The following is a 26,330-nucleotide window of genomic DNA, read 5'->3' on the forward strand; positions in this document are numbered from 1 at the left end:
ACGGACCTTCGGGTTGTGGTGCTGGTGGACGTGCGCAGGCCGGGCCTACCGGGGCCCGGCGGGCGGTGCAGGCCCGTCCCACGGGCTGACCGGATTGCCCATCCAGTACGTCCCGGCAGGGACCGTTTCGCCCCGCATGACGAGGGACGCCGGCCCCACCGTGCCGCCGCTGCCGATTCTGGCCTGAGGCAGGATGACTCCGTGCGGCCCCATGGTGGCTCCGTCATCGAGCGTAACAGTGTCGATGCTCATGACACGGTCATGGAACAGATGGGTCTGGACGACGCACCCGCGGTTGACGGTCGAGTTCCTGCCGAGAGTGACGAGGTCGGCCTCGGGCAGCCAGTAGCTTTCGCACCAGGTTCCCGCACCGATTTTCGCGCCCAGTGCCCGCAGCCACCACACCAGCGCCGGTGTGCCGGTGGCGGCGCGCGCGAACCACGGGGCGCTGACCATCTCGATGAAGGTGTCCACTACCTCGTTGCGCCAAATGAAGGAGCTCCACAGCGGGTGCTCGCCGGGGCGGATGCGGCCCACCAGCAGCCACTTGGCCGCCACGGCACTGGCCGCTGCCGCGGCCCCGGCTAGCAGGACCACCACCCCGCTCAGGACAGCGGCGATTCCGTAGTTGAAGATTGTCGCCATCGCGTCGAAGGCCAGCATCACGCCGGCGGCGATCGCGACGCTCAGCATAACCGGGACGAACCGGCACAGCTCCCACAGGGCGCGCGCGACCTTCAGCTTCTGCGGCGGCTGGTACGTCCGCGTGTCGTCCGAGGCGATGGCGGTGCGCCGCAGCCGCACGGGCGGGCTGCCGAGCCACGATGTCCCGGCCTTCGCCTTGGCCGGCGTCGCGGAGAGGACCGCCACGAGGGAGTTCTTGGGCACGTTGCGCCCGGCCGCCGTCATGCCCGAATTGCCCAGGAAGGACCGTTTGCCGATCTTGGCCGGGGCAATCCGCAGCCAGCCGCCGTCGAGTTCGTAGGACGCCACCATGGTGTCGTCGGCCAGGAATGCGCCCTCGCCCACAGTGGTCATGCTCGGGATCAGCAGCACTGTCGAGGCTTCCACGTTGCGGCCGACCTTCGCCCCGAGAAGGCGCAGCCAGACCGGGGTAAAGAGGCTGGCATAGACCGGGAACAGCAGATCCCGGGCCAGGTCCAGTACCCGCTCGGTCGCCCAAACCTGCCATCCGATCCGGCTCCGGACCCGGTAATAGCCTTCTGCGAGGCCGACGCTGAGGAGTCTCGTTGTGGCCAGGATCAGCAGCAGGTTGGTCAGGAACCATGCCAGCGCCGCCAGGGGGATCGAGAGCACAATGCCAGGCAGGGCCGCGGGCAGCGAGGTGCTGCCTTGGATGAACGCGAAGATCACGAAGGCCGCGACGGCGGCAGAGACATAGGGGATCAGCGCCAGCACGGCGGATGCCGCGGCGAAGCCCGCGAACCACAGCCGGCCGATCAGCCGGTGTTCGGCCGGGGAGTCCGGCCACGAGTGCCGGGCCTTGCCGCGGCGCTCGGCGGGCGACCCGGCCACCAGTTGCCCTGCCTTGATCTTTCCGATCACAGCGGAGCCCGGCTCCACCTGCGCCCCGGCACCCACCGTGGCGCCCGGCATGAGCGTGCTGCGGGCGCCGACGCTTGCGCCGGGGCCAATCCGGATGGCGCCGATGTGGACACGGTCGCCGTCGATCCACCAGCCGGACAGATCGACTTCAGGCTCGATGTTGGACCCGGCGCCCAGGGACAGCAGTCCGGTGACGGGCGGGAGCGAGTGCAGCTGGACGTTCTCGCCGATCTTCGCGCCGAGCGCCTTCGCGTAATAGGGCACCCAGGGCGCACTGGCCAGGCTGATGGCGCCGGCGAGGTCCTGGATCTGTTCCGCGAGCCAAAGCCGGAGGTGCACCCGCCCGGACCGGGGATACGTGCCGGGCACGACGTTGCGGAGCAGGACGCGGGCGGCGCCGACGGAGAGCAGCATCCGCCCGGCGGGGCTGACAAAGACCAGCCAGGACGCGCCTACCCACCACCACGAGATCGTTGGCGCGGCACTGAATCCGGCGAAGGCGGCCAGGAGATTGTTGGCGGCCATCAGGTAGGTCAGCCAGCGCATGCCGACAAGGATGTGCAGGGGAACGCCCAGGAGCGTCTGGAAGGCCTGGGACTTCCGCGCCGTGGGCCGGACGGTGCGCTCCCGGGCAGCGACTGCGCCGCCCTCCGGGAGCGACTGGCGCGCCTCGTCCACCAGGGCGCCAACCCGTGGTGTCGCGTAGATATCGGCCACTGTGATGGTGGGGTAGCGGACGCGCAGGGCGGACACGAGCTGGGCGGCAGCCAGCGAGCCGCCGCCGTAGGCGAAGAAATCGGCGTCGAGGCTGGTGACCGGGCTTCCCAGCACGGCGCTCCACTGCTCCACGATCCACTGCGCGTCATCGGGCAGGTTCAGCGGTGCACCTTCGGCCTCGGCAGCACCGGTTCCGCTGAGCGGCCAGGGCAAGGCGTGGCGGTCCACTTTGCCGCTGGTCTTGGTCGGCAGCGCATCGACCAGCGTCAGCAGCGGAATGAGGGGCGCGGGCAGGCTCTCACCCAGCAGTTCGCGCGCGGCCGCGAGGTCGATGTTCTGGCCCGATACGGCGGCCAGGTAGCCGACCAGGATCTGGTTGCCGGCCGCGGTGGTCTGCACCGCCGCGGCGGCGCCGGCGATATGCGGCAGCGACTGCAGGGCGGCGTCGATTTCTCCGAGCTCGATCCGGCGGCCGCCGAGCTTGACCTGTTCATCGGCGCGGCCCTGGAAGATGAGGCCTTCTGCTTCGTACTTGACGAGGTCGCCGGAGCGGTAGGCGCGCGCCCAGCCCAGCGACGGCATGGGGGCGTATTTTTCCGCGTCCTTGACCGGGTCAAGGTACCGGGCCAGCCCGACGCCGCCGATGATCAGTTCGCCCACCTCGCCTTCAGCGACGGGCAGCGAATCGGCGTCGACGACGGCGAGGTCCCAGCCGTCCAGCGGCAGGCCGATCCGGACGGGACCGGGCGCGCCGAGCCGCGCGGCACACGCAACCACGGTGGCTTCGGTGGGCCCGTAGGTATTCCACACCTCCCGTCCTTCGACGGCGAGCCGCTCGGCAAGGTCCGGCGGACACGCTTCCCCGCCGAAGATGAGCAGCCGGACGCTTTCCAGCGACTCCACGGGCCAGAGCGCGGCGAGCGTGGGGACGGTGGAGACCACAGTGATGCCGTGGCTGATGAGCCAGGGGCCGAGGTCCATACCGGTCCTTACCAGCGCCCGGGGTGCCGGAACAAGGCAGGCGCCATGGCGCCACGCGAGCCACATTTCCTCGCAGGAGGCATCGAAAGCAACAGACAAGCCGGCCAGCACCCGGTCCTGCGGGCCCACCGGATCGCCCTGCAGGAAGATGCGGGCCTCGGCGTCCACGAACGCGGCGGCCGAGCGGTGCTGGACCGCAACGCCCTTGGGTGTGCCGGTGGAGCCGGAGGTGAAGATGACCCACGCGTCGTCGTCCGGGCCGGGCGGCCTGGCCCCGGGGAACGGCCGGGGGTGGTTGCTGTCCGTAATGATCTTCCCGCCGGCGCGGAGGATGCCGGCCACCCTGGCCTCGCCGAAGACCAGTTTGGCCCGCTCATCCGGATCGTCGGCGTCGACCGGGACGTAGGCCGCACCGACCAGCAGCACCGCCAGGATCGAGACGTAGAGTTCGTTGGTGCCGGACGGGATCCGGACGCCGATCTTGTCTCCGGCACCCAGCCCCGCCAGGTGCAGTTTCCTCGCGGTTGCCCGGACTTCGTCCATGAGCTGGGCGTAACTGAGCGAGCGGTGGCCGTCGTCGAGGGCGGATGCATCCGGGAACCGGGCGGCGGCAGCGCGGAGGATGTCTATGAGTGTCCGCTCCGCCGGAGCGGAGAGCGCCCCGGGCAGTTGGGGCTCGTAAACGGTGGCACGGGTTGCCGGAAGACTCTGCACCGTAGCGGCGTCGGGGGCTTCACTCGGGGTCAGTCGTTGCTCGGTCACTGGCGCATTGTCCCTGCAGGAGATGAACGGATGATGTTGCCGTGCGGCCTAGGGGACCAGGATGACTTTGCCGGTGGTGCGGCGCTGTTCAAGGTCATCGTGGGCACGGGCTGCCTCGGCTAGGGAGTAGCGGGCGCCGATCCTGACCTTGAGGCTGCCCTCGGCAGCGGCGGCAAAGACTTCGTCGGAGCGCCACCGGCGTTCGCGGGCGTCGCGCAGATAGTGGCCCATGGTCGGCCGCGTGAGGTACAGCGAGCCGCCGGCGTTGAGCCGCTGCGGGTCGAACGGCGGGACCGGGCCGGACGCTCCACCGAAGAGCACCAGCATGCCCCGGACGCGCAGCGACGCCAGCGAGGCGTCGAAAGTGTCTTTTCCGACGCCGTCGTACACCACGTCCGCGCCGGTGCCGTTGGTCAGATCCCGGACCCGCTCCGCGAAACCGTCGTACCGCAGCACGTGGTCTGCCCCGGCGTCGCGGGCCAGCTGCTCTTTCTCGTCCGTCGACACGGTGGTGATGACATGGGCGCCCTTGGCCTTGAGCAGCTGGGTCATCAGCAGCCCGACGCCACCGGCGCCGGCGTGGAGCAGGACCGTGTGGCCGGCCTCGACCTTGAAGGTGGAGTTGATCAGGTAGTGAGCCGTCACGCCCTGCAGCGGCAGGGCCGCGGCGGTGAAATCGTCCAGGCCGTCGGGAACCGGGAGGGCTTTGTCCTCGTCGACGAGTGCGTAGCCGGCGTAGCAGTCAGCGCCCTCGGCCGTCGCTACCCGGTCGCCGGGAGCGAACCCGGCGACAGCGTCGCCGACCTCCTCCACGGTGCCCGCGGCCTCGGAGCCGGGCGTGAAGGGGTAGCTGACCTTGTAGACGCCGCTGCGCTTGTAGGTGTCGATGAAGTTCACGCCCGCGGCGGCGACCTTGACGAGCAGCTGGCCGGGCCCGGGAACGGGACGGGCCGTTTCGTCGAGCTCCAGGACCTCGGGGCCGCCGGCCTGGCGGGCGACGATTGCGTGCATCATGTGGCTCCTTTTCCGGCCGGGAAAGTCTGTCCCGGTCCCTGCGTCCATCCTAGGGACACCGGCGGTAACCATGAAGGGGCGCTCCGTAACTGGCCGTCACGTGATGCCTTACGAGATGTGTCAGGTGACGCCGTTTGGACGCGGCGGGTCCTGCGCGGCCGGCAAGGTAATGCGTCCTTTAGTAGCGGCGGGTGACCGTTGCCATCGGGCATTCGAAGTGACGGCCCGCGGCGAGTCCGACGTCGTTGAGGTAGCGGACGATGATGGCGTACGACTGCATCAGCGTGGTTTCCGTGTACGGGACCTGGTGCTTGGCGCAGTACTCGCGGACGATCTTGGCGGCCTTGTCCAGCTGGGGGCGGGCCATGTCAGGGAAGAGGTGGTGCTCTGCCTGGCGGTTGAGGCCGCCGAGCAGGATGTCCATGAAGCGGCCGCCCGAGATGTTCCGGGACGTCAGGACCTGGCGGCTGAAGAAGTCGACCCGGCTGTCCGCCGGCAGTACCGGCATGCCCTTGTGGTTCGGTGCGAAGGACGCGCCCATGTAGAAGCCGAACACGGCCAGCTGGACACCGATGAAGGCGAACGCCATGCCCAGCGGCAGGAAGGAGAAGGCGAGAACCGGCAGCAGGCTGAGCCGGACCGCGAGGATCGGGATTTCAACCCAGCGGTGCGTGACCTTGGCCCGGCGGACGATGAATTTCACGGAATCGATCTGGAGTCCCAGGCCCACCAGGAACAGGAGCGGGAAGAAGAACCAGCCCTGCTTGCGGGTCAGGAACGCGAGGCGCCCCTGGCGGTCGGCTACGGCTTCGGGGTGGAAGGCGATGGGGCCGGGTGCGATGTCCGGATCCTTGGAAATGACGTTCGGGTGGTTGTGGTGCGCGCCGTGCTTCTGCTCCCACCAGGAGTAGCTGATCCCGGCCACGGACGTGGCGAGCAGCCGTGCGGCCCAGTCGTTGGCGCGGCGGGACGCGAAGATTTGCCGGTGCCCGGCCTCGTGGGCCAGGAAGCTCAGTTGCGTGCAAAGGACGCCCAGGGCGGCGGCGATCAGGAGCTGGAACCAGCTGTCACCGATCAGCGCGAAGCCGAACCAGGTCGCCGCCATCAGGAGGGCGAGCACCGAAAACACGGTGATGTAGAAGCCGACACGGCGTTCGAGGAGACCGGCGGCCTTCACGGACTTGAGCAGCTCCGAATAGCTGAGAACGACGGCGTTGGGTTGCCTGACTCGCGATTTAGGGCGCGCTGCATCTAAGGGAGGAGGAGAGAGCATAGTGGTCATGGGGGCCGGCCTCGTTGCTGTTACGGGCAACGTTGCAGCTGACATTTGCAGCTGCACGGTCTGGATCACCCTTTACCAAGCATAAGCCCGCGGGTTTCAGCGGGCCGCCGATCCGGCGCGGAATCCTCTGCCGGCGGAACACCCCGCACACGGTTTATCCCTACGTAAGCGCGCACCAGGACGGGTGCATTTAGGCACAGGCACATCGATGCATAAATATCGGCATCCATGCATACTCTTGCTGTATAGTCGTGCTTATGACTATTTCTGTTGCCGTATCCGGGGCGAGCGGTTATGCCGGCGGCGAGGTCCTGCGGCTCCTCGCCGGTCATCCCGACGTCACCATCGGCGCCATCACGGCCCACAGCAACGCCGGTTCCAGACTAGGGGAATTGCAGCCGCATCTCCATGGCCTGGCGGACCGGATCCTAGAAGACACCACTGTGGATAACCTGGCCGGGCACGACGTCGTGTTCCTGGCGCTTCCGCACGGGGCATCAGCGGAGATCGCGGCGCAGCTGCCCGCCGGGACCCTGGTCATCGACGCCGGCGCGGACCACCGCCTCGAGGACCCCGAGGCCTGGGAGAAGTTCTACGGTTCCGCCCACGCCGGAACCTGGCCCTACGGCCTCCCGGAACTGCCTGGACAGCGCGACGCCCTCCGCGGCGCCACCCGGATTGCCGTACCCGGCTGCTACCCGACATCGGCCCTGCTGGCCCTCGCGCCCGGCTTCAGCAACGGCCTGCTGGAAGGCGACGACGTCGTGATTGTCTCCGCATCCGGCACCTCGGGGGCCGGCAAGGCCGCCAAAGTCAACCTGATCGGCGCCGAAGTCATGGGCTCCATGAGCCCCTACGGGGTAGGCGGGGGACACCGGCATACGCCGGAAATCGAGCAAGGACTCTCCAAGGCGCTTGGGGCTCCGGTTACCGTCTCCTTCACGCCCACCCTGGCACCGATGAGCCGGGGCATCCTCACCACGGCGACAGCCAAGGTCCGGCAACAGCCAGGACGCAGCGTGGGCGCCGCGGAGCTGCGCGCCGCCTGGGCCGAGGCCTACGCCGACGAACCGTTCGTGCACCTGCTCCCGGAGGGCCAGTGGCCCTCCACGAAGTCGGTCCAGGGATCGAACCACGCGGTCATGCAGCTTGCCTTCGATGAGCACACCGGCCGCGTGATCGTGTGCTGCGCCATCGACAACCTGACCAAGGGGACCGCCGGCGGGGCCGTGCAGTCCATGAATATCGCCCTCGGCCTGGCGGAATCCGCCGGCCTCAACCTCCAGGGAGTCGCACCGTGAGCATCACCGCACCGCAGGGATTCCGCGCCGCCGGCGTGACGGCCGGCCTCAAGGCTTCCGGCAAGCCGGACGTGGCCCTCGTGGTCAACGACGGCCCGTCCAAGGCCGCCGCGGCGGTCTTCACGTCCAACCGCGTCGCCGCGGCCCCCGTGCACTGGTCCCGCGAGGTGGTCAAGGACGGCCGCGTGGACGCTGTTTTCCTCAACTCCGGCGGGGCGAACGCCTGCACCGGACCCCAGGGCTTCCAGAACACCCACACCACAGCGGAGAAGACCGCCGAAGCCCTCGGCGTCTCCGCTACCGACGTCGTCGTCTGCTCCACGGGACTGATCGGCGAACAGCTGCCCATGGAGAAGATCCTGGCCGGGATCGGTTCCGCCACCGCCGGCCTGGCCGCCGACGGCGGCAACGCGGCAGCCACCGCGATCATGACCACGGATTCCGTGTCCAAGCAGGCCGTCTTCACCGGCTCCGACGCCGAAGGCACACAGTTCACCATTGGCGGCATGGCCAAGGGCGCCGGCATGCTGGCTCCGGGCCTGGCCACCATGCTGGTGGTCCTCACCACGGACGCCGACATCCAGCCCGGCACGCTCGACGCCGAACTCCGCAACGCCACCCGGGTCACCTTCGACCGGGCGGACTCGGACGGATGCATGTCCACCAACGACACCGTGGTGCTGCTGGCGTCCGGGGCCTCCGGCGCCGCGCCGTCCGCCGTCGACTTCGGCGCGGGCCTGACCCAGGTCTGCGCCGAGCTGGCCCGCAAACTGATCGGCGACGCCGAGGGCGCCAGCCACGACATCGCGATCCGGACCTTCAACGCCGCGAGCGAGCAGGACGCCGAAATCGTCAGCCGCGCCGTCGCCCGCTCCAACCTCTTCAAGACCGCGATTTTCGGCAAGGACCCCAACTGGGGCCGCGTGCTGTCCGCCGTCGGCACCACCGACGCGGCGTTCGATCCGGACCAGCTGAACGTGTCCATGAACGGCGTGCAGATCTGCCGCAACGGCAGCATCGGCGATGACCGGAACCTCGTGGACCTCGAACCGCGCGAGGTCCTCGTCGAAATCGACCTCCAGGCCGGCGGGGCCGAGGCCACAATCCTCACCAACGACCTCACCCACGACTACGTCCACGAAAACAGCGCCTACTCGAGCTAATCCCCTTGGAAGGACGAACCGTAAGGACGAACAGAAGGGCGACCATGAACACCCAGACACGCGAGACCACATCCCAGTCCGACGCCCGAGACAAAGCCGCCACATTGATCGAGGCGTTGCCCTGGATCCAGCGCTTTGCCGGCAGCACCATGGTGATCAAGTACGGCGGCAACGCCATGGTCAACGACGAACTCCGCCGCGCCTTCGCCGAAGACGTCGTGTTCCTGCACCACGTCGGCATCCACCCCGTGGTGGTGCACGGCGGCGGCCCGCAGATCAACGCCATGCTCAGCCGGCTGGGGATCGAATCAGAGTTCAAGGGCGGGCTGCGCGTCACCACGCCCGAGGCCATGGACGTGGTCCGGATGGTCCTGACCGGCCAGGTGGGACGCGAACTCGTGGGCCTGATCAACTCCCACGGCCCGTACGCCGTCGGCATGTCCGGTGAGGACGGCGGACTGCTCCGCGCCGTCCGCACGGGCACCGTGGTGGACGGCGAGGAGGTGGACCTGGGCCTCGTGGGCGAGGTTGTCGGGGTAAACCCCGAAGGCATCCTGGACATCGTGGCCGCCGGCCGGATTCCCGTGATCTCCACCGTCGCCCCGGAAATTTACGACGACGGCACTGCGGACAGTGCCCAGCGCGCGCAGACCACCGGCCAGGTCTTGAACGTCAACGCCGACACCGCCGCGGCGGCGGTCGCGTCGGCCCTGGGTGCATCCAAGCTGGTCATCCTGACCGATGTCGAAGGCCTCTATGCCAACTGGCCGGACCGGTCCTCGCTCATCTCGTCGCTGACGGCTTCGGAGCTGCGCGAGATGCTGCCGCGCCTTGAGTCCGGCATGATCCCGAAGATGGCGGCCTGCCTGAAAGCGATTGACGACGGCGTCGAGCGCGCCCACATCGTGGATGGCCGCCTGCCGCACTCGATGCTCCTGGAAACCTTTACGACTGCCGGCATCGGCACCCAGGTCGTCCCGGACGAGGAAGTGAACGCATAGTGAGCAGCACTGAACTGAGCCATTCCGCTGAAGGCCGCAGCAGCGATGGGGGGCCGGGTGTGGTCGGGCACCGCGGAGCGGGCGGGGCCCCCATCGCTGCGGAGGCCGCCGCAACCACAATTGTTTCCAGCAGTAGCGGAGCCGAGTGGCTGTCCCGCTACTCCTCCTCGCTGCTGGGCGTCTTCGGCACCCCGCAGCGTGTCCTGGTCCGCGGCGCCGGCTGCCTCGTGTGGGATGCCGACGGCAAGGAGTACCTGGACCTGCTCGGCGGCATCGCCGTGAACGCCCTCGGCCACGCCCACCCGTTCGTCACCTCGGTGATCTCCAGCCAGCTGGCCACCCTGGGCCACGTCTCCAACTTCTTCACGAGCCCCACCCAGATCGCCCTGGCGGAGAAGCTGCTGGAACTGTCCAAGGCGCCGGCCGGCTCCAGGGTGTTCTTCGCCAACTCCGGCACCGAGGCCGTTGAGGCGGCCTTCAAGCTGGCGCGCCGGAACTCCGGCGCAAGCCTGGACGCCGCGGCCCCAGACAGCACAGCGAAGCCGCGCACCAAGATCATCGCGCTCGAAGGCGCCTTCCACGGGCGCACCATGGGCGCCCTCGCGCTGACGGCGAAGGAGGCGTACCGGGCGCCGTTCGCACCGCTGCCCGGCGGCGTCGTGCATATCCCATTTGGTGACATCGATGCCCTCCGTGCGGCGGTGGACGACACCACCGCCGCCGTCTTCCTCGAACCGATCCAGGGCGAGGCCGGTGTCCGGCCGCTGCCCCCCGGCTACCTCAAGGCCGCCCGCGAGGCCACGAGCGCGGCCGGCGCCCTGCTGATCCTTGATGAGGTCCAGACCGGCATCGGCCGCACCGGCAAGTGGCTGGCCAGTGAGGACGCCGGGATCGTGCCCGACGCTGTGACCCTCGCGAAGGGCCTCGGCGGCGGCTTCCCGATCGGCGCCCTCGTGACGTTCGGACCGGGCACGTCCGCCCTGCTGACCGCCGGCCAGCACGGGACCACCTTTGGCGGCAACCCGGTGGCCACCGCGGCCGCCCTCGCCACCCTGCACGTCCTCGAAAACCAGGACATCCTGACGCACGTCCGGGGCGTGGGGGAGCACCTGCGCGCCGGCCTCACCGGAATCGCCGGCGTCACCGAGGTCCGCGGGGAGGGGCTGCTGATCGGCTTCGACCTCGACGCCGACGTCGCCCCGGGCGTCGTTGCCGCCGGGCTCGAGGCCGGGTTCATCGTCAACAGCCCGGGCCCGCGCACCATCCGGCTGGCACCGCCGCTGATCCTGACCACCGAACAGGCCGACCGCTTCCTGGCGGCACTGCCCGCATTGCTCGAGACCGCGAAGCTCTCCGCCGAACAACCGGCCGAACAGCCCACCGAACAACCCGCCACTTCCAGTGACAACGCCGCAAAGGACGCCAAGTGACCGCCGCCGTGACCGCATCAGTGCCCACCCGCCACTTCCTCAAGGACACGGACCTCAGCCCGGCCGAACAGGCCGAGGTCCTCGAGCTCGCCGTCCGGATGAAGGCCGCGCCCTACAGCGTGCAGCCCTTCGCCGCGGCGGGCAACGGCCGCCAGACCGTGGCCGTCATCTTCGACAAGACCTCCACCCGGACCAGGGTATCCTTCGCCACCGGAATCGCGGACATGGGCGGCAACGCGCTCATCATCAACCCCGGCGAGGCGCAGATCGGGCACAAGGAATCGGTCGAGGACACCGCCAAGGTGCTCGAACGCATGGTGTCCACTATCGTGTGGCGCACCGGTGCGCATGCCGGGCTCGTCGCCATGGCCGCGAACTCCCGCGTTCCGGTCATCAACGCCCTGTGCGATGACTACCACCCGTGCCAGCTGCTCGCCGATCTCTTGACCGTCAAGGAGCACAAGGGCACGCTCAAGGGCCTGACCATGACGTACCTGGGCGACTCGGCCAACAACATGGCCAATTCCTACCTGCTGGCCGGTGTCACGGCGGGCATGAACGTCCGCATCGCCGGACCCGTTGGCTACCTGCCGTCCGCGGAGATCATCGCCGCCGCCGAGGACCGCGCGGCGGAGACCGGCGGCTCGGTGCTGGTCACGGTCGACGCCGCCGAGGCCCTCCTCGGCGCCGACGTCGTTGCCACCGACACGTGGGTGTCCATGGGCCAGGAGGCGGAGAAGGAAGCGCGGATGAAGCTGTTCCGGGAGTATTCCGTGGACGGTGCGGCGATGAAGCTCGCGGCACCGGACGCCGTCGTGCTGCACTGCCTGCCGGCCTACCGGGGCTACGAGATCGCCGCGGACGTCATTGACGGCCCGCAATCGGTGGTCTGGGACGAAGCCGAAAACCGGCTCCATGCCCAGAAGGCGCTCATGGCCTGGCTCATGCACCGCTCCGGCCTGGCCGTTGTTGAGGGGCTGTCACCTGTTGATGGTCTGGCACCGGTGGATGGCTTGGCCTGATGTCCGTCCAGCCAGCCTCTCCGGGGGCCAGCCCGGCCACCAAAACAGCCCGGCAGGCACGGATCACGGCGATTCTGACGGGCGAATCGGTCCGTTCCCAGGCCGAGCTCGCGGCGCTGCTCGCGGACGACGGCGTCCAGGTCACCCAGGCAACACTCTCCCGCGACCTCGTGGAACTCGGCGCCGTCCGGGTCCGCGGCAAGGACGGCGTGCTGGTCTACGCCGTCCCGGGGGAAGGCGGCGAACGGGCGGCCAAGAGCGGCGTCACGCAGGAAATCCTCGACGCCCGCCTGACCCGGTTGTGCGGGGAACTGCTCGTCACCGCCGAGGCCTCGGCCAACCTCGTGGTGCTCCGGACCCCGCCGGGCGCCGCGAACTTCCTCGCCCTCGCAATCGACCACTCCGTGATGCCCTCGATCCTGGGCAGCATCGCTGGGGACGACACCGTCCTGCTTGTCACCCGGGACCCCCTTGGCGGCGCGGACATCGCCGCACGCTTCCTTCAGTTCGCCGAGGAAGCCGGCCAATAAGCCGCGCAACGCACCGGGCGCACCGGGCTTGTGACAGGCTTGCAACAGACAGATTTTCCCAGACTGACAGCATCACCAAACAACTAAGGAGCATTTTCGTGACTGAGCGTATTGTTCTGGCCTACTCCGGTGGCCTGGATACTTCCGTAGCCATCGGCTGGATCGGTGAAGCCACCGGCGCCGAGGTCATCGCCGTGGCGGTCGACGTCGGACAGGGTGGCGAATCGCTGGAGACCATCCGCCAGCGCGCGCTGGGCTGCGGCGCCGTCGAAGCCTACGTAGCCGACGCCAGCGACGAGTTCGCCAACGAGTACTGCGTGCCCACGCTGAAGGCCAACGCCCTCTACCAGGGCCACTACCCGCTGGTCTCGGCCATCTCCCGCCCGGTGATCGTCAAGCACCTGGTCAAGGCCGCCCGCGAATTCGGCGCAACCACCGTCGCCCACGGCTGCACCGGCAAGGGCAACGACCAGGTCCGCTTCGAAGTCGGCATCCAGACCCTCGGCCCGGACCTGAAGTGCATCGCACCGGTCCGCGACCTCGCCCTGACCCGCGACAAGGCCATCGCCTTCGCCGAGGAAAAGGGACTGCCGATCGAGACCACCAAGAAGAACCCGTACTCGATCGACCAGAACGTCTGGGGCCGCGCCGTCGAAACCGGCTACCTCGAAGACATCTGGAACGCCCCCACCAAGGACATCTACGACTACACGGCCACCCCGGAATTTCCGCCGGCGCCGGATGAGGTCACCATCTCCTTCGAAGCCGGCGTGCCGGTCGCGATCGACGGCGTCAAGGTCACCCCGCTGCAGGCCATCAAGGAACTCAACCGCCGCGCCGGCGCCCAGGGCGTCGGCCGCATCGACGTCGTCGAGGACCGCCTCGTGGGCATCAAGTCCCGCGAGATCTATGAGGCACCGGGCGCCATGGCGCTCATCACCGCGCACAAGCACCTCGAAGACATCACGATCGAGCGCGAGCAGGCCCGTTTCAAGGCGACCGTCGGCCAGCGCTGGGCCGAGCTGGTCTACGACGGCCAGTGGTTCTCCCCGCTCAAACGCTCCCTCGACGCCTTCATCGAGGACACCCAGCGCTACGTCACCGGTGACATCCGCATGGTGCTGCACGGCGGCCAGGCGATCGTCAACGGGCGCCGCTCCGAGACCTCGCTCTACGACTTCGACCTCGCCACGTACGACACCGGCGACACCTTCGACCAGTCGATGGCGCGCGGATTCATCGAGTTGTGGGGCATGTCCGCCAAGGTTGCCTCCGGCCGTGACATCCGCGTAGCAGGAAAGTGAGTCAGCAGCAGGGCCCCCGGACGCAGGGGTCCCCGGCCGAGCGAAGCGAGGCTGGGGTGCGCCCGGGGACGAAGTCCGAAGCCACCAACACGGGAGCGCTGTGGGGCGGCCGGTTCGCCGGCGGCCCCGCGGACGCCCTCGCCGCGCTGAGCAAGTCCACGCACTTCGACTGGCGGCTGGCCCGCTACGACATCGCCGGGTCCAAGGCGCACGCACGCGTGCTCCACAAGGCCGGGCTGCTGGACGACGCCGAACTCGAGGGCATGCTTGCCGCCCTGACCCAGCTCGATGAGGACGTCGCCTCCGGCGCCTACCTGCCGGCGGAGTCCGATGAGGACGTGCACGGTTCCCTGGAGCGCGGCCTGATCGAGCGCGCCGGTACCCAGCTCGGCGGCAAGCTCCGGGCCGGCCGCTCCCGCAACGACCAGGTGGCCACGCTGGGACGGATGTTCCTGCGTGACCACGCCCGGATCATCGCCCGCGGCGTGCTCGCCACGATCGACGCGCTGGTGGACCAGGCTAAGGCGCACAAGGGGGCGGCCATGCCCGGACGCACCCACCTCCAGCATGCCCAGCCGGTCCTGCTCAGCCACCACCTGCTGGCCCACGCCTGGGCGCTGTTACGCGATGTGCAGCGGCTCCAGGACTGGGACAAGCGCGCCGGCGTCTCGCCCTACGGCTCCGGTGCCCTGGCGGGCTCCTCGCTGGGACTGGACCCGGAGGCCGTCGCAGCCGACCTGGGTTTCTACTCGGCAACGCACAACTCGATCGACGGCACCGCCTCCCGCGACGTCTTCGCCGAGTTCGCCTGGATCACGGCCATGATCGGCGTGGACCTGTCTCGGGTCTCGGAGGAAGTGATCCTGTGGGCCACGAAGGAGTTCTCCTTCGTCACCCTGCACGATTCCTACTCCACCGGCTCCTCGATCATGCCGCAGAAGAAGAACCCGGACGTGGCGGAACTGGCACGCGGAAAGGCGGGCCGGCTGATCGGCAACCTGACCGGGCTGCTGGCCACTCTCAAGGGCCTGCCGCTCGCGTACAACCGCGACCTGCAGGAGGACAAGGAGCCGGTCTTCGACGCCGCCGACACGCTGGAGGTCCTGCTCCCGGCAGTGTCCGGCATGATCGCGACGCTGACGTTCAACACCGAACGGATGGCAGCGCTGGCTCCTCTTGGCTTCGCGCTGGCGACGGACATCGCCGAATGGCTGGTCCGCCAGGGCGTTCCCTTCCGCGAGGCACACGAGCTCTCCGGCGCCGCGGTGAAGCAGGCCGAAAGCCGCGGCGTCGAGCTCTGGGACCTGACGGACGGGGAATACGCCGCCATCTCGGAGCACCTGACGCCGGAGGTCCGCACGGTCCTGTCCACTGAGGGTTCGCTCAACAGCCGGAACTCCCAGGGCGGCACCGCACCGGCCGCCGTCGACCGCCAGTTGCTGGCCCTCGAGGGCGAGCTCGCGGGCGTCCGGGAGTACGCGGGGTAGCAACCACACGCTCCCTCACTTCCCGCAGCGTTTCCGCCGACGCTCCCGCACTGCCTGCAGGGGCGTCGGCGGATTTCCTGCCAAAGTGAGGGAGCGTTGTGCGTTTGCCGCCGAACACTCCCCGCTAGCATTGCGGCATGAGCGAATCGTTCCGCCAAATGCTGCGTGCCCTGCCCGATTTCCCCGAATTGCTCCCGGACTTCGATCCGGCCTCAGCGTCCGCGGACCCGGCCGAGCTGTTCCGGCTGTGGCTGGCCGAAGCCCTGGCGGCAGGGGTGCCGCAGCCCAACGCCTGCAGCCTGGCCACCGCCGATGAGCAGGGCCGGCCGTCGTCGCGGATGCTGATCCTGAAGGACATCGACGCCGACGGCTGGCACTTTGCGACCTCCCGGGGATCCCGGAAGGGCCAGGAGCTCGCGGCCAACCCGCACGCGGCGCTGAACTTCTTCTGGCAACGGCAAGGCCGCCAAGTGCGGGTGGCCGGGGACGTCGTGGAGCTGTCCGCGGAGGCCTCGGCCGCGGACTGGCAGGCCCGGCCGGGCGCCGACGGCGGCGAGAACCCGGACTGGCAGCTGTACGCGATCCGGCCCCGCGAAATCGAATTCTGGCAGGCCCGGCATGACCGCCGGCACATCCGGCACCGCTACGCGTCCCGCTGATCGGGTTTCCGCTCAGTTAATCCGAGTTAATTGGGTGGCCCGGTTTAGGATGGGCGCCATGACCTCAATCACACCAGATAACCTTCGGGCCGAACTGCACCGTGCCGCCGACGTCGTGGCCGGAATCGCAACGAAACTGACGGAACAGGACATCAAAGCGGCGTCGGAACTTCCCGGCTGGAGCCGCGGGCACGTGCTGGCCCACGTCTGCGGGATCGCCAACGCGATGGGCCGCCAGCTCGAATACGCCGCCCGCGGTGAGGGGGTGGAGCTCTACGACGGCGGCTTCGAGGGGCGAAACCGCGCCATCGACATGGCGGCTGGCCACAGCCTCGCCCAGCACCGGGCCGACCTCGACTCAGCGTTAGGCAGGGCCCTGCGGGCCTTCGACTCCCTCGACGCTGCGGGCTGGCGCGAGCCCATCACCTACCGCGGGGGAGTCGTGTTCGACGGCGGCCTGGCGCTGTGGCGCGAACTCGTCATCCATGCGGCCGATCTCGGCACCGGCCACGGGCCGGAAACCTGGAGCCGGCCCTTCTGCGGGCACCTCTTCGATTTCCTCTCGGCCCGGGTGCCCGAGGGCCAGCGCTTCGTGTTGCAGCCGCTCGGCCTGCCCGCGGTGGCCATCGGGAGCGGCGGAACATCGACGGTGATCAACGGCATGCTCACAGACATCGCCGCGTGGCTCGCCGGCCGCACGCCCACCCTTGGCAGCCTGCGCGCTACGGCCGCGGCCGACGGCGTTGACCTTCCGGAGCTGTTGCCGTGGCCTGCCGGAGTGCCCGTCAAGAACTGACTGCTCGGTCCATCCCTCGCCCGGCGCGGTGCCTGGGCCCGTGCAGGCCTAGGGCCGTGCCGTTGCGAGGGCGAGTTCGCGTTCCCGGTCCAGCAGGCGGCCCTTGACGACCAGCCCCCAGCGGAACCCGCCCAGCGTCCCGTCGGTGCGGACCACCCGGTGGCAGGGAACGAAGAGGGCCGCCGCGTTGAACGCGCAGGCGCTGGCGGCCGCGCGGACGGCCTTGGCGTTGCCGGAGAGTTCCGCATATTCCGTGTAGGTCACGGGGCGCCCCGGAGCGACCGTGCGGAGCACGTCCCACGCGTGGCTGCGGAAGGGACCGGACTTCTGCAGCACCGGGACCGACATGGCCGGCTCCGGATCGCCGGAGTAGAACGCCTCCACGGCCTCGGAGATGGCGCCGAGCCCGGTAACGGTTTCGAATTCGCCCGGCAGCAGGTCCACGTGGATCTGCCCGGTCAGCTCGCCGGGAACGGCGGTCCAGCCCGATGACAGAACTGCGCCGTCGCGGGCAATGATGGTGAAAGGACCGTCCGGGGTGGACATGGTCAACAACTGGGCTTTCATGGTTTCGCCTTCGTCGGAGTCTGGTTAGGAGTCTGGTTCGGAGCCTGTTTTTGATGCAGAGACAGCGCGCGCGCCGCGGCCTGGGCAGCCGCTGCTGCCCGCCAAAGGTGCATGGTGGCGTAGGAGCGCCATGGGCTGACCTCGCGGAAATCGGGGGCCGGGGCGGCCCCGTCGGGGGTTTGGGCGAGCGACCGGATGCCGTTGCGGACCGCGGCATCGTTGGCCAGGAACACATCCGGCGCGCCGATGACGCGCATCGCGACGTATCCCACGGTCCACGGCCCGACGCCGGCCAGCGGCAGGAGCTTGGCCTCCAGCCCGTGCACGTCATCGCCGTAGCCGAAGTCCAGGTCGCCCGAGGCCATCGCGGCGGCGGCACCGCGGACGGCATCGATCCGCCGCTGCGGGCCACGGAGCAGTTCGAAGCCGGTCTCCGCAATCTGGGCCGCCGTCGGGAACAGCCGGTGGAGGCCGTCGTCGGGCACCAGGCTCGCGCTCCCGGCCGCGGAAAGTTGGACCAGGGCGGTCCGCGCGGCAGCCACCGTGATCTGCTGGCCGATCATGGCCCGGATCAGCAGCTCCTGCGGATCAACGGCGCCGGGCATCCGCATGCCCGGCGTGCGCGCCACTGTGGCGGCCAGGCGGGGATCGGCGCCGAGGGCGGCATCGATGGCGACGGGATCGGCGTCCAGGTCCAGCAGGCGGCGGACCCTGCTCAGCAGGGCGGCGAGGTCCCGGAGATCGACGGCGCCGATGGTCAGCACGAGCGGACGCCCGGGCGCCCCGGCGTCGTAATCCACCCGGAAGCGCGCATCGCCGTGCGTCAGCCGCAGGGTCCGGGCGTAGGAACTGGAGGTACCTTCCTCGATCCAGGGGATGGCGCGGACGGCGAGGAAGTCGAAGACGCCGGGGTCGAACGGTTCGCGGTACGGAAGATTGAGCGTGAGCGCTGTGGTCGCTGCGGGGGAGCGGTGATGCCGCGCTGTGGCACGGAGCGCGGAGGGCGTCATCGCAAAGACCTCGCCGATGGTCTCGTTGAACTGGCGCACGCTGCTGAATCCTGCGGCGAAGGCGATGTCCGAGACTTTCATGACGGTGGAGACCAGCAGGGTGCGGGCAGTCTGGGCGCGGCTCGCCCGGGCCAGGGACAGCGGACCGGCGCCGAGTTCGTGGCTGAGGATCCGGTTGAGCTGGCGCGAGGAGTAGCCCAGCCGGGCCGCCAGCCCCTCGACGCCGTCGCGATTGATCACGCCGTCGTTGATGAGCCGCATGGCCCGGCCGGCGATATCGGAGCGCACGTTCCAGGCCGGCGTGCCGGGCACGGCCTCGGGCAGGCAGCGTTTGCAGGCCCGGTAGCCGGCGTCGTGCGCGGCAGCGGAAGTCTCATAGAACGTGACGTTGTCCGCCTTGGGCGTCCGCGCGGGGCACGAGGGACGGCAGTAGATGCCGGTGGTCCGGACAGCGGTGTAGAACTGCCCGTCGAATCGGGTGTCCCGGGCATCGATTGCCCGGTAGCGCTGCCAGAAGTCCATGACCCCATCCTGCCAGCTTCGCTGACCACCTGCTAGCGGAATTCGGACACGGCCGTGTGGGCCTGGGGCGGCGTTTGTTAAAGTCTGAGCATGACTTCGAGCCCGCTTCCTGCCCAGCCCGGCACGGTTACAGGCACGGCTGCGTCGCTCCGGGAGCTGCTCTCGGCCGATGCGCGGCACGTGGCGCCGCTGATCCTCGGCGCCGTGTTGACGCACGACGGGCGCGACGGCTCCGTCTCGATCCGGATTACCGAAGTGGAGGCGTACCTCGGCCCGCATGATTCGCGCCACCCTGACCCCGGATCCCATACCTTCCGCGGCCAAACGGCCCGCAACGCGCCGATGTTCGGCCCGGCCGGCCACCTCTACGTGTATTTCACGTACGGGATGCACCATTGCGCCAATATCGTGTGCGGGCCCGAGGGCGTGGCGTCGGCGCTGCTGCTGCGGGCCGGCGAAGTGGTTGCGGGACATGAGTTGGCCAGGGCCAGACGCCCGACGTCGAAATCGGACATCGACCTCGCGAGCGGGCCTGCCCGGCTTGCCACCGCGCTGGGATTGACGACGGCGGACAGCGGGCGGGACGCCCTCGCGCCGCCCTTCCGGCTGGAACCGCCCGCGCACCCGCCGGAAGTGGTCGCGGCAGGCATCAGCTCCGGCCCGCGCGTCGGCGTCTCCGGCGCCGGCGGCAGCCACGACTACCCCTGGCGGTTCTGGCTCAGCGGCGACCCGACCGTCTCCCGCTACAAGGCGGCAAAGGCGCCAAACGCCCGCGGCGCGTAGCGCGGCAGGCACTGCACACACCGTGCATGCACCGTGATGCCGGCACGCGCGGCGGGGGATGATGGAGCATTATGGGCGAGGGGAAACGCGGAAAACCTGGCAGCGAGCTGGAACGGCTCCAGATCTTTGCGCAGCTGGCCACCGAGTACTTCCGCATGGTCGAACTGTTCACACCGGACGGTGGGCAGGTCGCGGTGGACTCCGTCGAGGCAGAGCGCAGGCACTGGGTTGAGCTCTTCCGTGCAGCACTGCTGCGCAAATTCATCGTTCCGGAAGAACACGTTTCGCTCAAACTCGTAGTGAGGGCCCTGCGCCTGTGCAACTACTCGGCGGACGTCCGGATAACCGAAGGCTCGGCAGAAGCGGCCAGATTGTTCACGAACGGGATGATCCGGGACCGCCAGGCGCTGATGGCGGAAATGGCCCTGGATGACCACGACCTGTTCGAGGACGTCCTCTACGGACGGCTCCTGCATGGTGACGCCGATAGATTCCGCCGGTCCGGGTGGGCCGAGGACTATACCCGGCTGAGCAGCGTGGCGGCCGGACGGTTCGATGCCGAGCGCGCCCTCAAAAAAGCGCTGGGCGTCGTCTCCTACGGGCTTGCTAACGAACTCCTGCGCCCGCCGGAACCCGGCGGCGACGCCGAGCCTCCAACGGCCGAGGACTAGGGACCTCTAGAAGGCGGCGAAGCTGCTGAGCCCGTAGTCGGCCCTGACGGCGAAGGGGGCGAGACGGCGCCGAAGGTCTTCGCCCACTTGCGGCCACTCTTGGGAGAGGATCGAGAAGACGGCGGTGTCCGCGCGGCCGCCGTCGGGCGCCGCGCGGTGGCCGCGGAGGGTCCCCTCAAATTGGGCGCCGAGCCGTTCGATCGCCGTAGCGCTCCGGGTGTTGCGGGCATCGCAGCGGAAGGCCACCCGGTGCACTCTCAGTACCTCATAGGCGTAGGCGAGGAGCATGTGCTTGCTCGCCGGATTGACGTGGCTGCCCCAGAACTGCCGCCCGTAGAAAGTTCCGCCGATTTCCAGGCGTTGTTGGGCCGTGACGTAGTCGCGGAGGGACGTCGTGCCCAGCAGGGCGCCGGTGCGCCCGTCGGTCACGGCGAACGGGATGGTGGCGGGATCGTCCAGCCGTGCCTGGAACAGTACTGCCAGGTCGCCGCTCGTTCCCGGCAGGGGTGCCGCCATGCCCGCCCACATGCCGGGATCTACAAAATCAAAGAGGTCTGCCGCGTGATGCGGGGCCAGCGGAACCAGTCGGACCCCATGGCCGGAGAGGACGATTTCGTGTCGCATTGGAGCATTCAATCACCGGCGGGGTGGACGGGACCGGCGAATCCGACGCCGCCCGCGTGAACATTAGATGACTGATGGGTTCTCCCGCGGCCGCCGGCCCCGGCGGACGTCCCGCTACCAGCCAGTAAGGTGGATGGGTGAATCAAAGCGAGCCGAACCTGACGAAGACTGCAATGCCGGTGGATGAGCTGATCAAAAGCCTGTGCGCCACCATCCCGGACTATCCCAAACCCGGAATCAGCTTTAAGGACCTGACCCCGGTGTTCGCCGACGGCGCCGCGTTCGGGGCCGTCGTCGATGCCCTGGTTGGACCGTTCCAGGGCCAGTTCGACGCCGTCGCCGGAGTGGAAGCCCGCGGCTTCCTGCTCGCGGCGGCCGCCGCCTACGCCACTGGGACCGGAGTCATCACGGTCCGCAAGGCCGGTAAACTGCCGCGCGAAGTGTTCTCCGAGGACTACGCCCTGGAGTACGGCACCGCCACCCTCGAGCTGCACACCACGGATCTGGCGCCGGGGAGCCGGGTGCTGATCCTCGACGACGTGCTCGCCACCGGCGGCACGCTCGGCGCCGCGGCACGGCTGTTTGAGCGGTGCGGCGTCGAAGTGGCCGGCGTCGGCGTGGTCATGGAACTGGACCAACTCGGCGGCCGTGCGGCGCTGACCGGCCATGACGTCCGGTCCCTGCTGCGGCTGTAACGGGCTCTCCGAGGCTGGACCATCCGGGACGTGTCGGTAGAATTCCCTGACGAAGACTGCCTTGGCATTGTTCGGCGACATATAACAGCCGTGGCCGCCGAAATGGCTGTAGAATGGTGGGTCCGTCTTTTTCGATAGGGGAACGTTCGATGCACGACGCTGATTTGGCCCATGAACGCGACTATGTGGCCGGACTTTACGCCCGGCTCGATGAGTTGCGGGCGGAGAAGCGCACCCAGCTGGCCCAGGTGCGCCGTGCCGGTGCCGTGGGCACCATGCAGAACGTTTCCGAGCGCGATGCCTTCGCGGCCCTCTACGAGGACCGCCTCGCCCAGCTCGACGCCGTCGATGACCGGCTCGTGTTCGGCCGTCTCGACCTGGATTCCGGGGAGGCCCAGTACATCGGCCGCATCGGCCTGACCACCGAGGACCTGCAGCGGCTCATGGTGGACTGGCGGGCGCCCGAGGCTGGCCATTTCTACCAGGCCACGGCGTTTGACCGGCAGGGCGTCCGCCGCCGCCGGCACCTGATCCTGCAGGGCCGCGAGGTCAAGGCAATCGAGGACGACGTCCTCGACGCCGACATGCTCGCCGACAACGATTCGCTCCAGGGCGAAGGCGCCCTGCTGGCGGCCCTGAACTCCAAGCGGACGGGCCGGATGTCCGACATCGTCGGCACCATCCAGTCCGAGCAGGACCGGATCATCCGTTCCTCCATCTCCGGCGCCCTCGTCGTCCAGGGCGGTCCGGGCACCGGCAAGACCGCTGTCGCCCTGCACCGCGCCGCGTACCTGCTCTACACGCACCGGGACAGGCTCAAGAGCGCCGGCGTCCTGCTGGTGGGGCCGACGTCGTCCTTCATGAAGTACATCGAACGCGTGCTGCCCTCGCTCGGCGAGACCGGCGTCGTGATGGCGAGCCTGGGCCGGCTCATGCCGGGCATCACCGCCGTTGCCGAGCCGGACTCCGCCGTCGCCGCCATCAAGGGCCGGCTGGACATGGCCGAGGTGGTCGCCAATGCCGTGGCCAACCGGCAGCGCATACCGGCCGGAAACCGGATCCTTGAGGTCGACGGCCGCAAGCTGGTCCTCACACCGCGCCAGGTCCGCCGCGCCAAGGAAAGGGCCCGCGCCACGGGCAAACCGCACAACGAGGCCCGCGTCTCCTTCGTCAAGATCCTGCTCCGCGAACTCACCGAGCAGCTGACGGAACTTGTGGAAGCCGGCAACATCGGCAACAACGCCGACCGCTCCTACCTGGCGGAGGATGTCCGCTCCGCCCGGGATGTCCGGATCGCCCTGAACCTGTGCTGGATGCCGATGACCCCGGAGAAGCTCGTGGGGGAGCTGCTGAGCAAGCCGGCCATCCTCGAGGCATGCACGCCGAACCTCAGCCCGGAGGAACGCGCGCTGCTGCTCCGTCCTGCCGGTTCGCCCTGGACCGAGTCCGACGTTCCGCTGCTCGACGAGGCAGCCGAATTGCTCGGCGAGCTTGATGCCGCCGCCGGACGGGGACTCGCGCAGCAGGAACATGACCGTGCCCGCGACCTCGCCAACGCCAAGCAGACCCTGGTCAACATGGAAACCGCCGGTGTGGACGTCCTCGTCACGGCCGAAGAGCTTGTGGATCAGAACCAGGAGCGAGAGACGCGGCTGACCGCTGCAGAGAGGGCCACCACGGACCGTTCCTGGGCCTTCGGGCACATCGTGGTGGACGAAGCCCAGGAGTTGTCGCCCATGCAGTGGCGGCTGCTGGTCCGCCGCTGCCCGCTGAAGTCGTTTACGATCGTGGGCGACATCGCCCAGACAAGTTCCGTCGCCGGCGCCAACTCCTGGCACAGCGCACTGGGACCGATGTTCGGCGACCGTTGGCAGCTTGAGGAACTGACCGTCAACTACCGCACCCCGTCCCAGATCGCCGAGGCCGCGGCCCGCATGGCGACGGCGGCCGGACTGGTGGTTTCGGCGCCCAAGGCCGTCAGAGAAGGACGCTGGTCGCCGGTTATCGACAGTGTCGGCAGGGGCCAGATCGTCAACAAGCTCGTCGAGGTGCTTCCGGAGGAACTGGACGCCATCGAGGGCGGCCTGATGGCGGTCATCGCCGACGGCGAGCTTCTGCCCGAGGCCAGCGCGGCGCTGCGGGCCGTGTACGGCCACCGTGTCGGGACCGGAGCGGGCAGTTACGCGCAGGACATCGTGGTGATCAGTCCCCGCGAGGCAAAGGGACTGGAATTCGACGGCGTCGTGGTCCTGGAACCCACGGACATGCTCAACCATGAGCACGGCCGGGTGGGTGACCTGTACGTTGCCATGACCCGGCCCACGCAGCGCCTGCGGCTCATCGCCGCCTCCGGCGTCCCGGCAGGCATCGAAGAGTAGGCCCGCTCCGGCTGCCGGACAGCAATGGCTGTCCGGCAGCCGTGCGCACGGCGTCAACTGCGGTGCGGGTCTGTTGATCCTGCTAACTTAGATTCCGTGTCCCAGCTAAATATTCTCGATGCCCAGCAGAACGACCCCAGCTTTGCCAATATCTGGCAGGAGCTGAAATGGCGCGGCCTTGTCCACGTCTCCACGGACGAGGCGGAGCTCGAAAAGCTGCTCGCCGGCGACCCCATGACGTACTACTGCGGCTTCGATCCGACCGCGCCAAGCCTGCACCTGGGCAACCTGGTCCAGCTGCTGCTCATGCGCCGGATCCAGCTGGCCGGCCACAAACCGCTCGGACTGGTGGGCGGCTCCACGGGCTTGATCGGTGATCCGCGTCCGACGGCGGAACGCACGCTCAACACCAAGGACACCGTGTCCGAATGGGTGGGCTACCTGCAGGACCAGGTCCGTCGCTTCCTGAGCTTCGACGGCGACAACGCCGCCCGGATGGTCAACAACCTGGACTGGACGGCGCCCCTGAGCGCCATCGACTTCCTGCGCGAGATCGGCAAGCACTACCGTGTCGGCACCATGCTCCGCAAGGACGCCGTCGCGTCCCGCCTCAGCTCCGAGGAAGGCATCAGCTACACGGAGTTCAGCTACCAGATCCTGCAGGGCCTGGACTACCTGCAGTTGTTCCGCGACCACGGTTGCATGCTGCAGACCGGTGGCTCGGATCAGTGGGGCAACCTCACTAGTGGCACCGAGCTCATCCGCAAGGTTGAGGGCAAGCACGTCCACGCCCTGGGAACGCCGCTCATCACCAACTCTGACGGCACGAAGTTCGGCAAGAGCGAGGGCAACGCGATCTGGCTGGATCCGGCCATGTGCAGCCCGTACGCCTTCTACCAGTTCTGGCTGAACACGTCGGACGCCGACGTCGCGGACCGCCTCAAAGTGTTCACCTTCCTCAGCCGGGCCGAGATTGAGGCTCTGGAGCTCGCGGTCGCCGAACGGCCCTTCGCCCGCGAAGGCCAGCGAAAACTGGCATATGAGGTGACCTCACTCGTCCATGGCGTGGACGCCACGGAGAAGGTCATCGCAGCGTCGGCCGCCGTGTTCGGCAACGGCGATCTCTCCGTGCTGGATGAAGCGACATTGAAGGCGGCGACCTCCGAGCTGCCGTCGGCCACTGTCGACGCCGGCGCCCTGGGCATCATCGAGCTGCTGGTCGCCTCCGGTCTTTCAGAGAGCAAGTCCGCCGCACGCCGCACCGTGGGGGAGGGTGGGGCCTACGTCAACAATGCGAAAGTGTCCGACCCCGACGCCGTTATTGCGGCCAGCCAGTTGCTCCACGGGCGCTACCTGCTCCTGCGCCGGGGCAAGAAGAACCTGGCAACGGTGGAAGTCGCCGCGTCCTGATCAGCTTCGAAAACACCCTGCACGCTCCTCCCCGGCCGATTTGCACGGACGGGGAGGAGCGTGTATTGTTTTCTGAGTCGCCGCCGTTGAGTGGTGATAAACCCCCACAAATGAGAAGCAATTCTTCATGCGCTAGGCGCACAGAATGGAAATTGCTTCAATTCTGCTGGGCGGATTCGCTCCACAAAGTGAAATTCGGATGAAAATCGTGAATTTGCAAAGTGGAAATGAATGAAATAAGCTGTAAACATCGCAGCGAAGAAAGACGAAATAAAGAATTCATGGAAATGAATTGTTTCGGCAAGTATTCGAATGTGTCTGTTGTTTGAGAACTCAATAGTGTGCCAAGTTTGTTGATACCAATTTATTGTATTGAATTGGTTGAATTTGCCGGGCCCGCCACCCCGTGGTGTGGTCTGGTGTTTTTGGCTGGTTTCAAATTTTGTGCAGCCTGTGCATCCCGTTTTCCCGGGGGCGCCGGTAGCGTCTGATTTTCTTCAACGGAGAGTTTGATCCTGGCTCAGGATGAACGCTGGCGGCGTGCTTAACACATGCAAGTCGAACGATGACCCGGTGCTTGCACCGGTGATTAGTGGCGAACGGGTGAGTAACACGTGAGTAACCTGCCCTTAACTCTGGGATAAGCCTGGGAAAC

21 protein-coding genes and 1 rRNA gene are annotated in these 26,330 nt (G+C 68.3%); 16 read left to right on the forward strand and 6 right to left on the reverse strand.

All coding sequences use genetic code 11. From position 1 onward, the window contains the following. Positions 1 to 45: 45 nt before the first annotated feature. From BLQ10_RS02300 to BLQ10_RS02310, 3 genes are all read right to left on the reverse strand, one after another. Positions 46 to 3,978 carry a Pls/PosA family non-ribosomal peptide synthetase gene (locus BLQ10_RS02300; RefSeq protein WP_091557821.1) on the reverse strand — a complete coding sequence of 1,311 codons (3,933 nt, stop codon included), beginning with the start codon at positions 3,976 to 3,978 and terminating at the stop codon, positions 46 to 48. Between the two features lie 96 nt (positions 3,979 to 4,074). Beyond that, on the reverse strand, positions 4,075 to 5,040 hold the full coding sequence (locus BLQ10_RS02305; protein WP_091557823.1) for a quinone oxidoreductase family protein: 966 nt from the start codon (positions 5,038 to 5,040) through the stop codon (positions 4,075 to 4,077). Positions 5,041 to 5,218: 178 nt separating this feature from the next. Then, positions 5,219 to 6,322 (reverse strand): fatty acid desaturase family protein, encoded by a 1,104-nt coding sequence (locus tag BLQ10_RS02310; protein ID WP_254785353.1) that lies wholly within the window; start codon positions 6,320 to 6,322, stop codon positions 5,219 to 5,221. A 257-nt stretch (positions 6,323 to 6,579) separates the two neighbouring features. Between BLQ10_RS02310 and argC the strand changes: the two genes are divergently transcribed. The 10 genes from argC to BLQ10_RS02360 all read left to right on the forward strand — a co-directional run bounded on the left by argC (position 6,580) and on the right by BLQ10_RS02360 (position 17,015). Next, positions 6,580 to 7,623: an N-acetyl-gamma-glutamyl-phosphate reductase gene (gene argC, locus BLQ10_RS02315; RefSeq protein WP_091557828.1), complete on the forward strand. Its 1,044-nt coding sequence runs from the start codon at positions 6,580 to 6,582 to the stop codon at positions 7,621 to 7,623. After that, positions 7,620 to 8,786 (forward strand): bifunctional glutamate N-acetyltransferase/amino-acid acetyltransferase ArgJ, encoded by a 1,167-nt coding sequence (argJ, locus tag BLQ10_RS02320; protein ID WP_091557829.1) that lies wholly within the window; start codon positions 7,620 to 7,622, stop codon positions 8,784 to 8,786. The genes argC and argJ overlap by 4 nt, the downstream gene beginning before the upstream one ends. Before the next feature lie 44 nt (positions 8,787 to 8,830). Continuing rightward, on the forward strand, positions 8,831 to 9,787 hold the full coding sequence (argB, locus tag BLQ10_RS02325; RefSeq protein WP_091557832.1) for an acetylglutamate kinase: 957 nt from the start codon (positions 8,831 to 8,833) through the stop codon (positions 9,785 to 9,787). A 119-nt stretch (positions 9,788 to 9,906) separates the two neighbouring features. Next, positions 9,907 to 11,217, forward strand: a complete 1,311-nt coding sequence (locus BLQ10_RS02330) for an acetylornithine transaminase (protein WP_254785366.1) — start codon at positions 9,907 to 9,909, stop codon at positions 11,215 to 11,217. A gap of 8 nt (positions 11,218 to 11,225) precedes the next feature. Next, entirely contained in the window at positions 11,226 to 12,239 is a 1,014-nt protein-coding gene (gene argF, locus BLQ10_RS02335) for an ornithine carbamoyltransferase (RefSeq protein ID WP_091557989.1), read from the forward strand. After that, positions 12,239 to 12,769 (forward strand): arginine repressor, encoded by a 531-nt coding sequence (locus BLQ10_RS02340; protein WP_091557833.1) that lies wholly within the window; start codon positions 12,239 to 12,241, stop codon positions 12,767 to 12,769. The genes argF and BLQ10_RS02340 overlap by 1 nt, the downstream gene beginning before the upstream one ends. Before the next feature lie 98 nt (positions 12,770 to 12,867). Next, positions 12,868 to 14,073: an argininosuccinate synthase gene (locus BLQ10_RS02345; RefSeq protein WP_091557836.1), complete on the forward strand. Its 1,206-nt coding sequence runs from the start codon at positions 12,868 to 12,870 to the stop codon at positions 14,071 to 14,073. Then, positions 14,070 to 15,560, forward strand: a complete 1,491-nt coding sequence (gene argH / locus BLQ10_RS02350) for an argininosuccinate lyase (RefSeq protein ID WP_091557837.1) — start codon at positions 14,070 to 14,072, stop codon at positions 15,558 to 15,560. The genes BLQ10_RS02345 and argH overlap by 4 nt, the downstream gene beginning before the upstream one ends. Positions 15,561 to 15,697: 137 nt before the next feature. Next, the gene (locus BLQ10_RS02355; protein WP_091557840.1) at positions 15,698 to 16,219 is read left to right on the forward strand and encodes a pyridoxine/pyridoxamine 5'-phosphate oxidase; all 522 of its coding nucleotides are present in this window, start codon (positions 15,698 to 15,700) and stop codon (positions 16,217 to 16,219) included. A 58-nt stretch (positions 16,220 to 16,277) separates the two neighbouring features. Then, on the forward strand, positions 16,278 to 17,015 hold the full coding sequence (locus tag BLQ10_RS02360) for a maleylpyruvate isomerase family mycothiol-dependent enzyme (RefSeq protein WP_091557841.1): 738 nt from the start codon (positions 16,278 to 16,280) through the stop codon (positions 17,013 to 17,015). A 48-nt stretch (positions 17,016 to 17,063) separates the two neighbouring features. On the opposite strand, the gene BLQ10_RS02365 is transcribed toward BLQ10_RS02360, so the two are convergent. After that, positions 17,064 to 17,582 (reverse strand): methylated-DNA--[protein]-cysteine S-methyltransferase, encoded by a 519-nt coding sequence (locus tag BLQ10_RS02365; RefSeq protein ID WP_091557843.1) that lies wholly within the window; start codon positions 17,580 to 17,582, stop codon positions 17,064 to 17,066. Beyond that, positions 17,579 to 19,114, reverse strand: a complete 1,536-nt coding sequence (locus BLQ10_RS02370) for an AlkA N-terminal domain-containing protein (protein ID WP_091557844.1) — start codon at positions 19,112 to 19,114, stop codon at positions 17,579 to 17,581. The genes BLQ10_RS02365 and BLQ10_RS02370 overlap by 4 nt, the downstream gene beginning before the upstream one ends. 90 nt (positions 19,115 to 19,204) lie before the next feature. On the opposite strand from BLQ10_RS02370, the gene BLQ10_RS02375 reads away from it, so the two are divergent. Then, complete coding sequence (locus tag BLQ10_RS02375) at positions 19,205 to 19,897, forward strand: DNA-3-methyladenine glycosylase (protein ID WP_091557846.1); 693 nt, start codon at positions 19,205 to 19,207, stop codon at positions 19,895 to 19,897. Positions 19,898 to 19,968: 71 nt separating this feature from the next. Further along, positions 19,969 to 20,568 (forward strand): hypothetical protein, encoded by a 600-nt coding sequence (locus BLQ10_RS02380; RefSeq protein WP_091557849.1) that lies wholly within the window; start codon positions 19,969 to 19,971, stop codon positions 20,566 to 20,568. A gap of 6 nt (positions 20,569 to 20,574) precedes the next feature. Here the strand turns inward: BLQ10_RS02380 and BLQ10_RS02385 are convergent, their stop codons facing one another. Beyond that, positions 20,575 to 21,192: a GNAT family N-acetyltransferase gene (locus tag BLQ10_RS02385; RefSeq protein WP_091557850.1), complete on the reverse strand. Its 618-nt coding sequence runs from the start codon at positions 21,190 to 21,192 to the stop codon at positions 20,575 to 20,577. Between the two features lie 173 nt (positions 21,193 to 21,365). On the opposite strand from BLQ10_RS02385, the gene BLQ10_RS02390 reads away from it, so the two are divergent. The 4 genes from BLQ10_RS02390 to BLQ10_RS02405 form a co-directional block, all read left to right on the forward strand. Further along, on the forward strand, positions 21,366 to 21,887 hold the full coding sequence (locus tag BLQ10_RS02390) for an adenine phosphoribosyltransferase (RefSeq protein WP_091557853.1): 522 nt from the start codon (positions 21,366 to 21,368) through the stop codon (positions 21,885 to 21,887). 149 nt (positions 21,888 to 22,036) lie between these two features. Continuing rightward, positions 22,037 to 24,265, forward strand: a complete 2,229-nt coding sequence (locus tag BLQ10_RS02395) for a HelD family protein (protein ID WP_091557855.1) — start codon at positions 22,037 to 22,039, stop codon at positions 24,263 to 24,265. 96 nt (positions 24,266 to 24,361) lie between these two features. Then, positions 24,362 to 25,675: a tyrosine--tRNA ligase gene (gene tyrS / locus BLQ10_RS02400; protein ID WP_091557859.1), complete on the forward strand. Its 1,314-nt coding sequence runs from the start codon at positions 24,362 to 24,364 to the stop codon at positions 25,673 to 25,675. A 497-nt stretch (positions 25,676 to 26,172) separates the two neighbouring features. Then, positions 26,173 to 26,330 (forward strand): 16S ribosomal RNA (locus BLQ10_RS02405); the annotation flags it as partial.

Source organism: Arthrobacter sp. ok362, assembly GCF_900102785.1.
GTDB lineage: Bacteria > Actinomycetota > Actinomycetes > Actinomycetales > Micrococcaceae > Arthrobacter.

Bases quoted from the DNA above. Each gene is read 5' to 3' on its own strand.
- BLQ10_RS02340 (WP_091557833.1), top strand. From the start codon at position 12,239: ATGTCCGTCCAGCCAGCCTCTCCGGGGGCCAGCCCGGCCACCAAAACA.
- BLQ10_RS02385 (WP_091557850.1), bottom strand. From the start codon at position 21,192: ATGCGACACGAAATCGTCCTCTCCGGCCATGGGGTCCGACTGGTTCCG.
- BLQ10_RS02310 (WP_254785353.1), bottom strand. From the start codon at position 6,322: ATGACCACTATGCTCTCTCCTCCTCCCTTAGATGCAGCGCGCCCTAAA.
- BLQ10_RS02380 (WP_091557849.1), top strand. From the start codon at position 19,969: ATGGGCGAGGGGAAACGCGGAAAACCTGGCAGCGAGCTGGAACGGCTC.
- BLQ10_RS02370 (WP_091557844.1), bottom strand. From the start codon at position 19,114: ATGGACTTCTGGCAGCGCTACCGGGCAATCGATGCCCGGGACACCCGA.
- BLQ10_RS02375 (WP_091557846.1), top strand. From the start codon at position 19,205: ATGACTTCGAGCCCGCTTCCTGCCCAGCCCGGCACGGTTACAGGCACG.
- BLQ10_RS02355 (WP_091557840.1), top strand. From the start codon at position 15,698: ATGAGCGAATCGTTCCGCCAAATGCTGCGTGCCCTGCCCGATTTCCCC.
- BLQ10_RS02365 (WP_091557843.1), bottom strand. From the start codon at position 17,582: ATGAAAGCCCAGTTGTTGACCATGTCCACCCCGGACGGTCCTTTCACC.
- BLQ10_RS02395 (WP_091557855.1), top strand. From the start codon at position 22,037: ATGCACGACGCTGATTTGGCCCATGAACGCGACTATGTGGCCGGACTT.
- BLQ10_RS02305 (WP_091557823.1), bottom strand. From the start codon at position 5,040: ATGATGCACGCAATCGTCGCCCGCCAGGCCGGCGGCCCCGAGGTCCTG.
- BLQ10_RS02360 (WP_091557841.1), top strand. From the start codon at position 16,278: ATGACCTCAATCACACCAGATAACCTTCGGGCCGAACTGCACCGTGCC.
- argB (WP_091557832.1), top strand. From the start codon at position 8,831: ATGAACACCCAGACACGCGAGACCACATCCCAGTCCGACGCCCGAGAC.
- BLQ10_RS02390 (WP_091557853.1), top strand. From the start codon at position 21,366: ATGCCGGTGGATGAGCTGATCAAAAGCCTGTGCGCCACCATCCCGGAC.
- argC (WP_091557828.1), top strand. From the start codon at position 6,580: ATGACTATTTCTGTTGCCGTATCCGGGGCGAGCGGTTATGCCGGCGGC.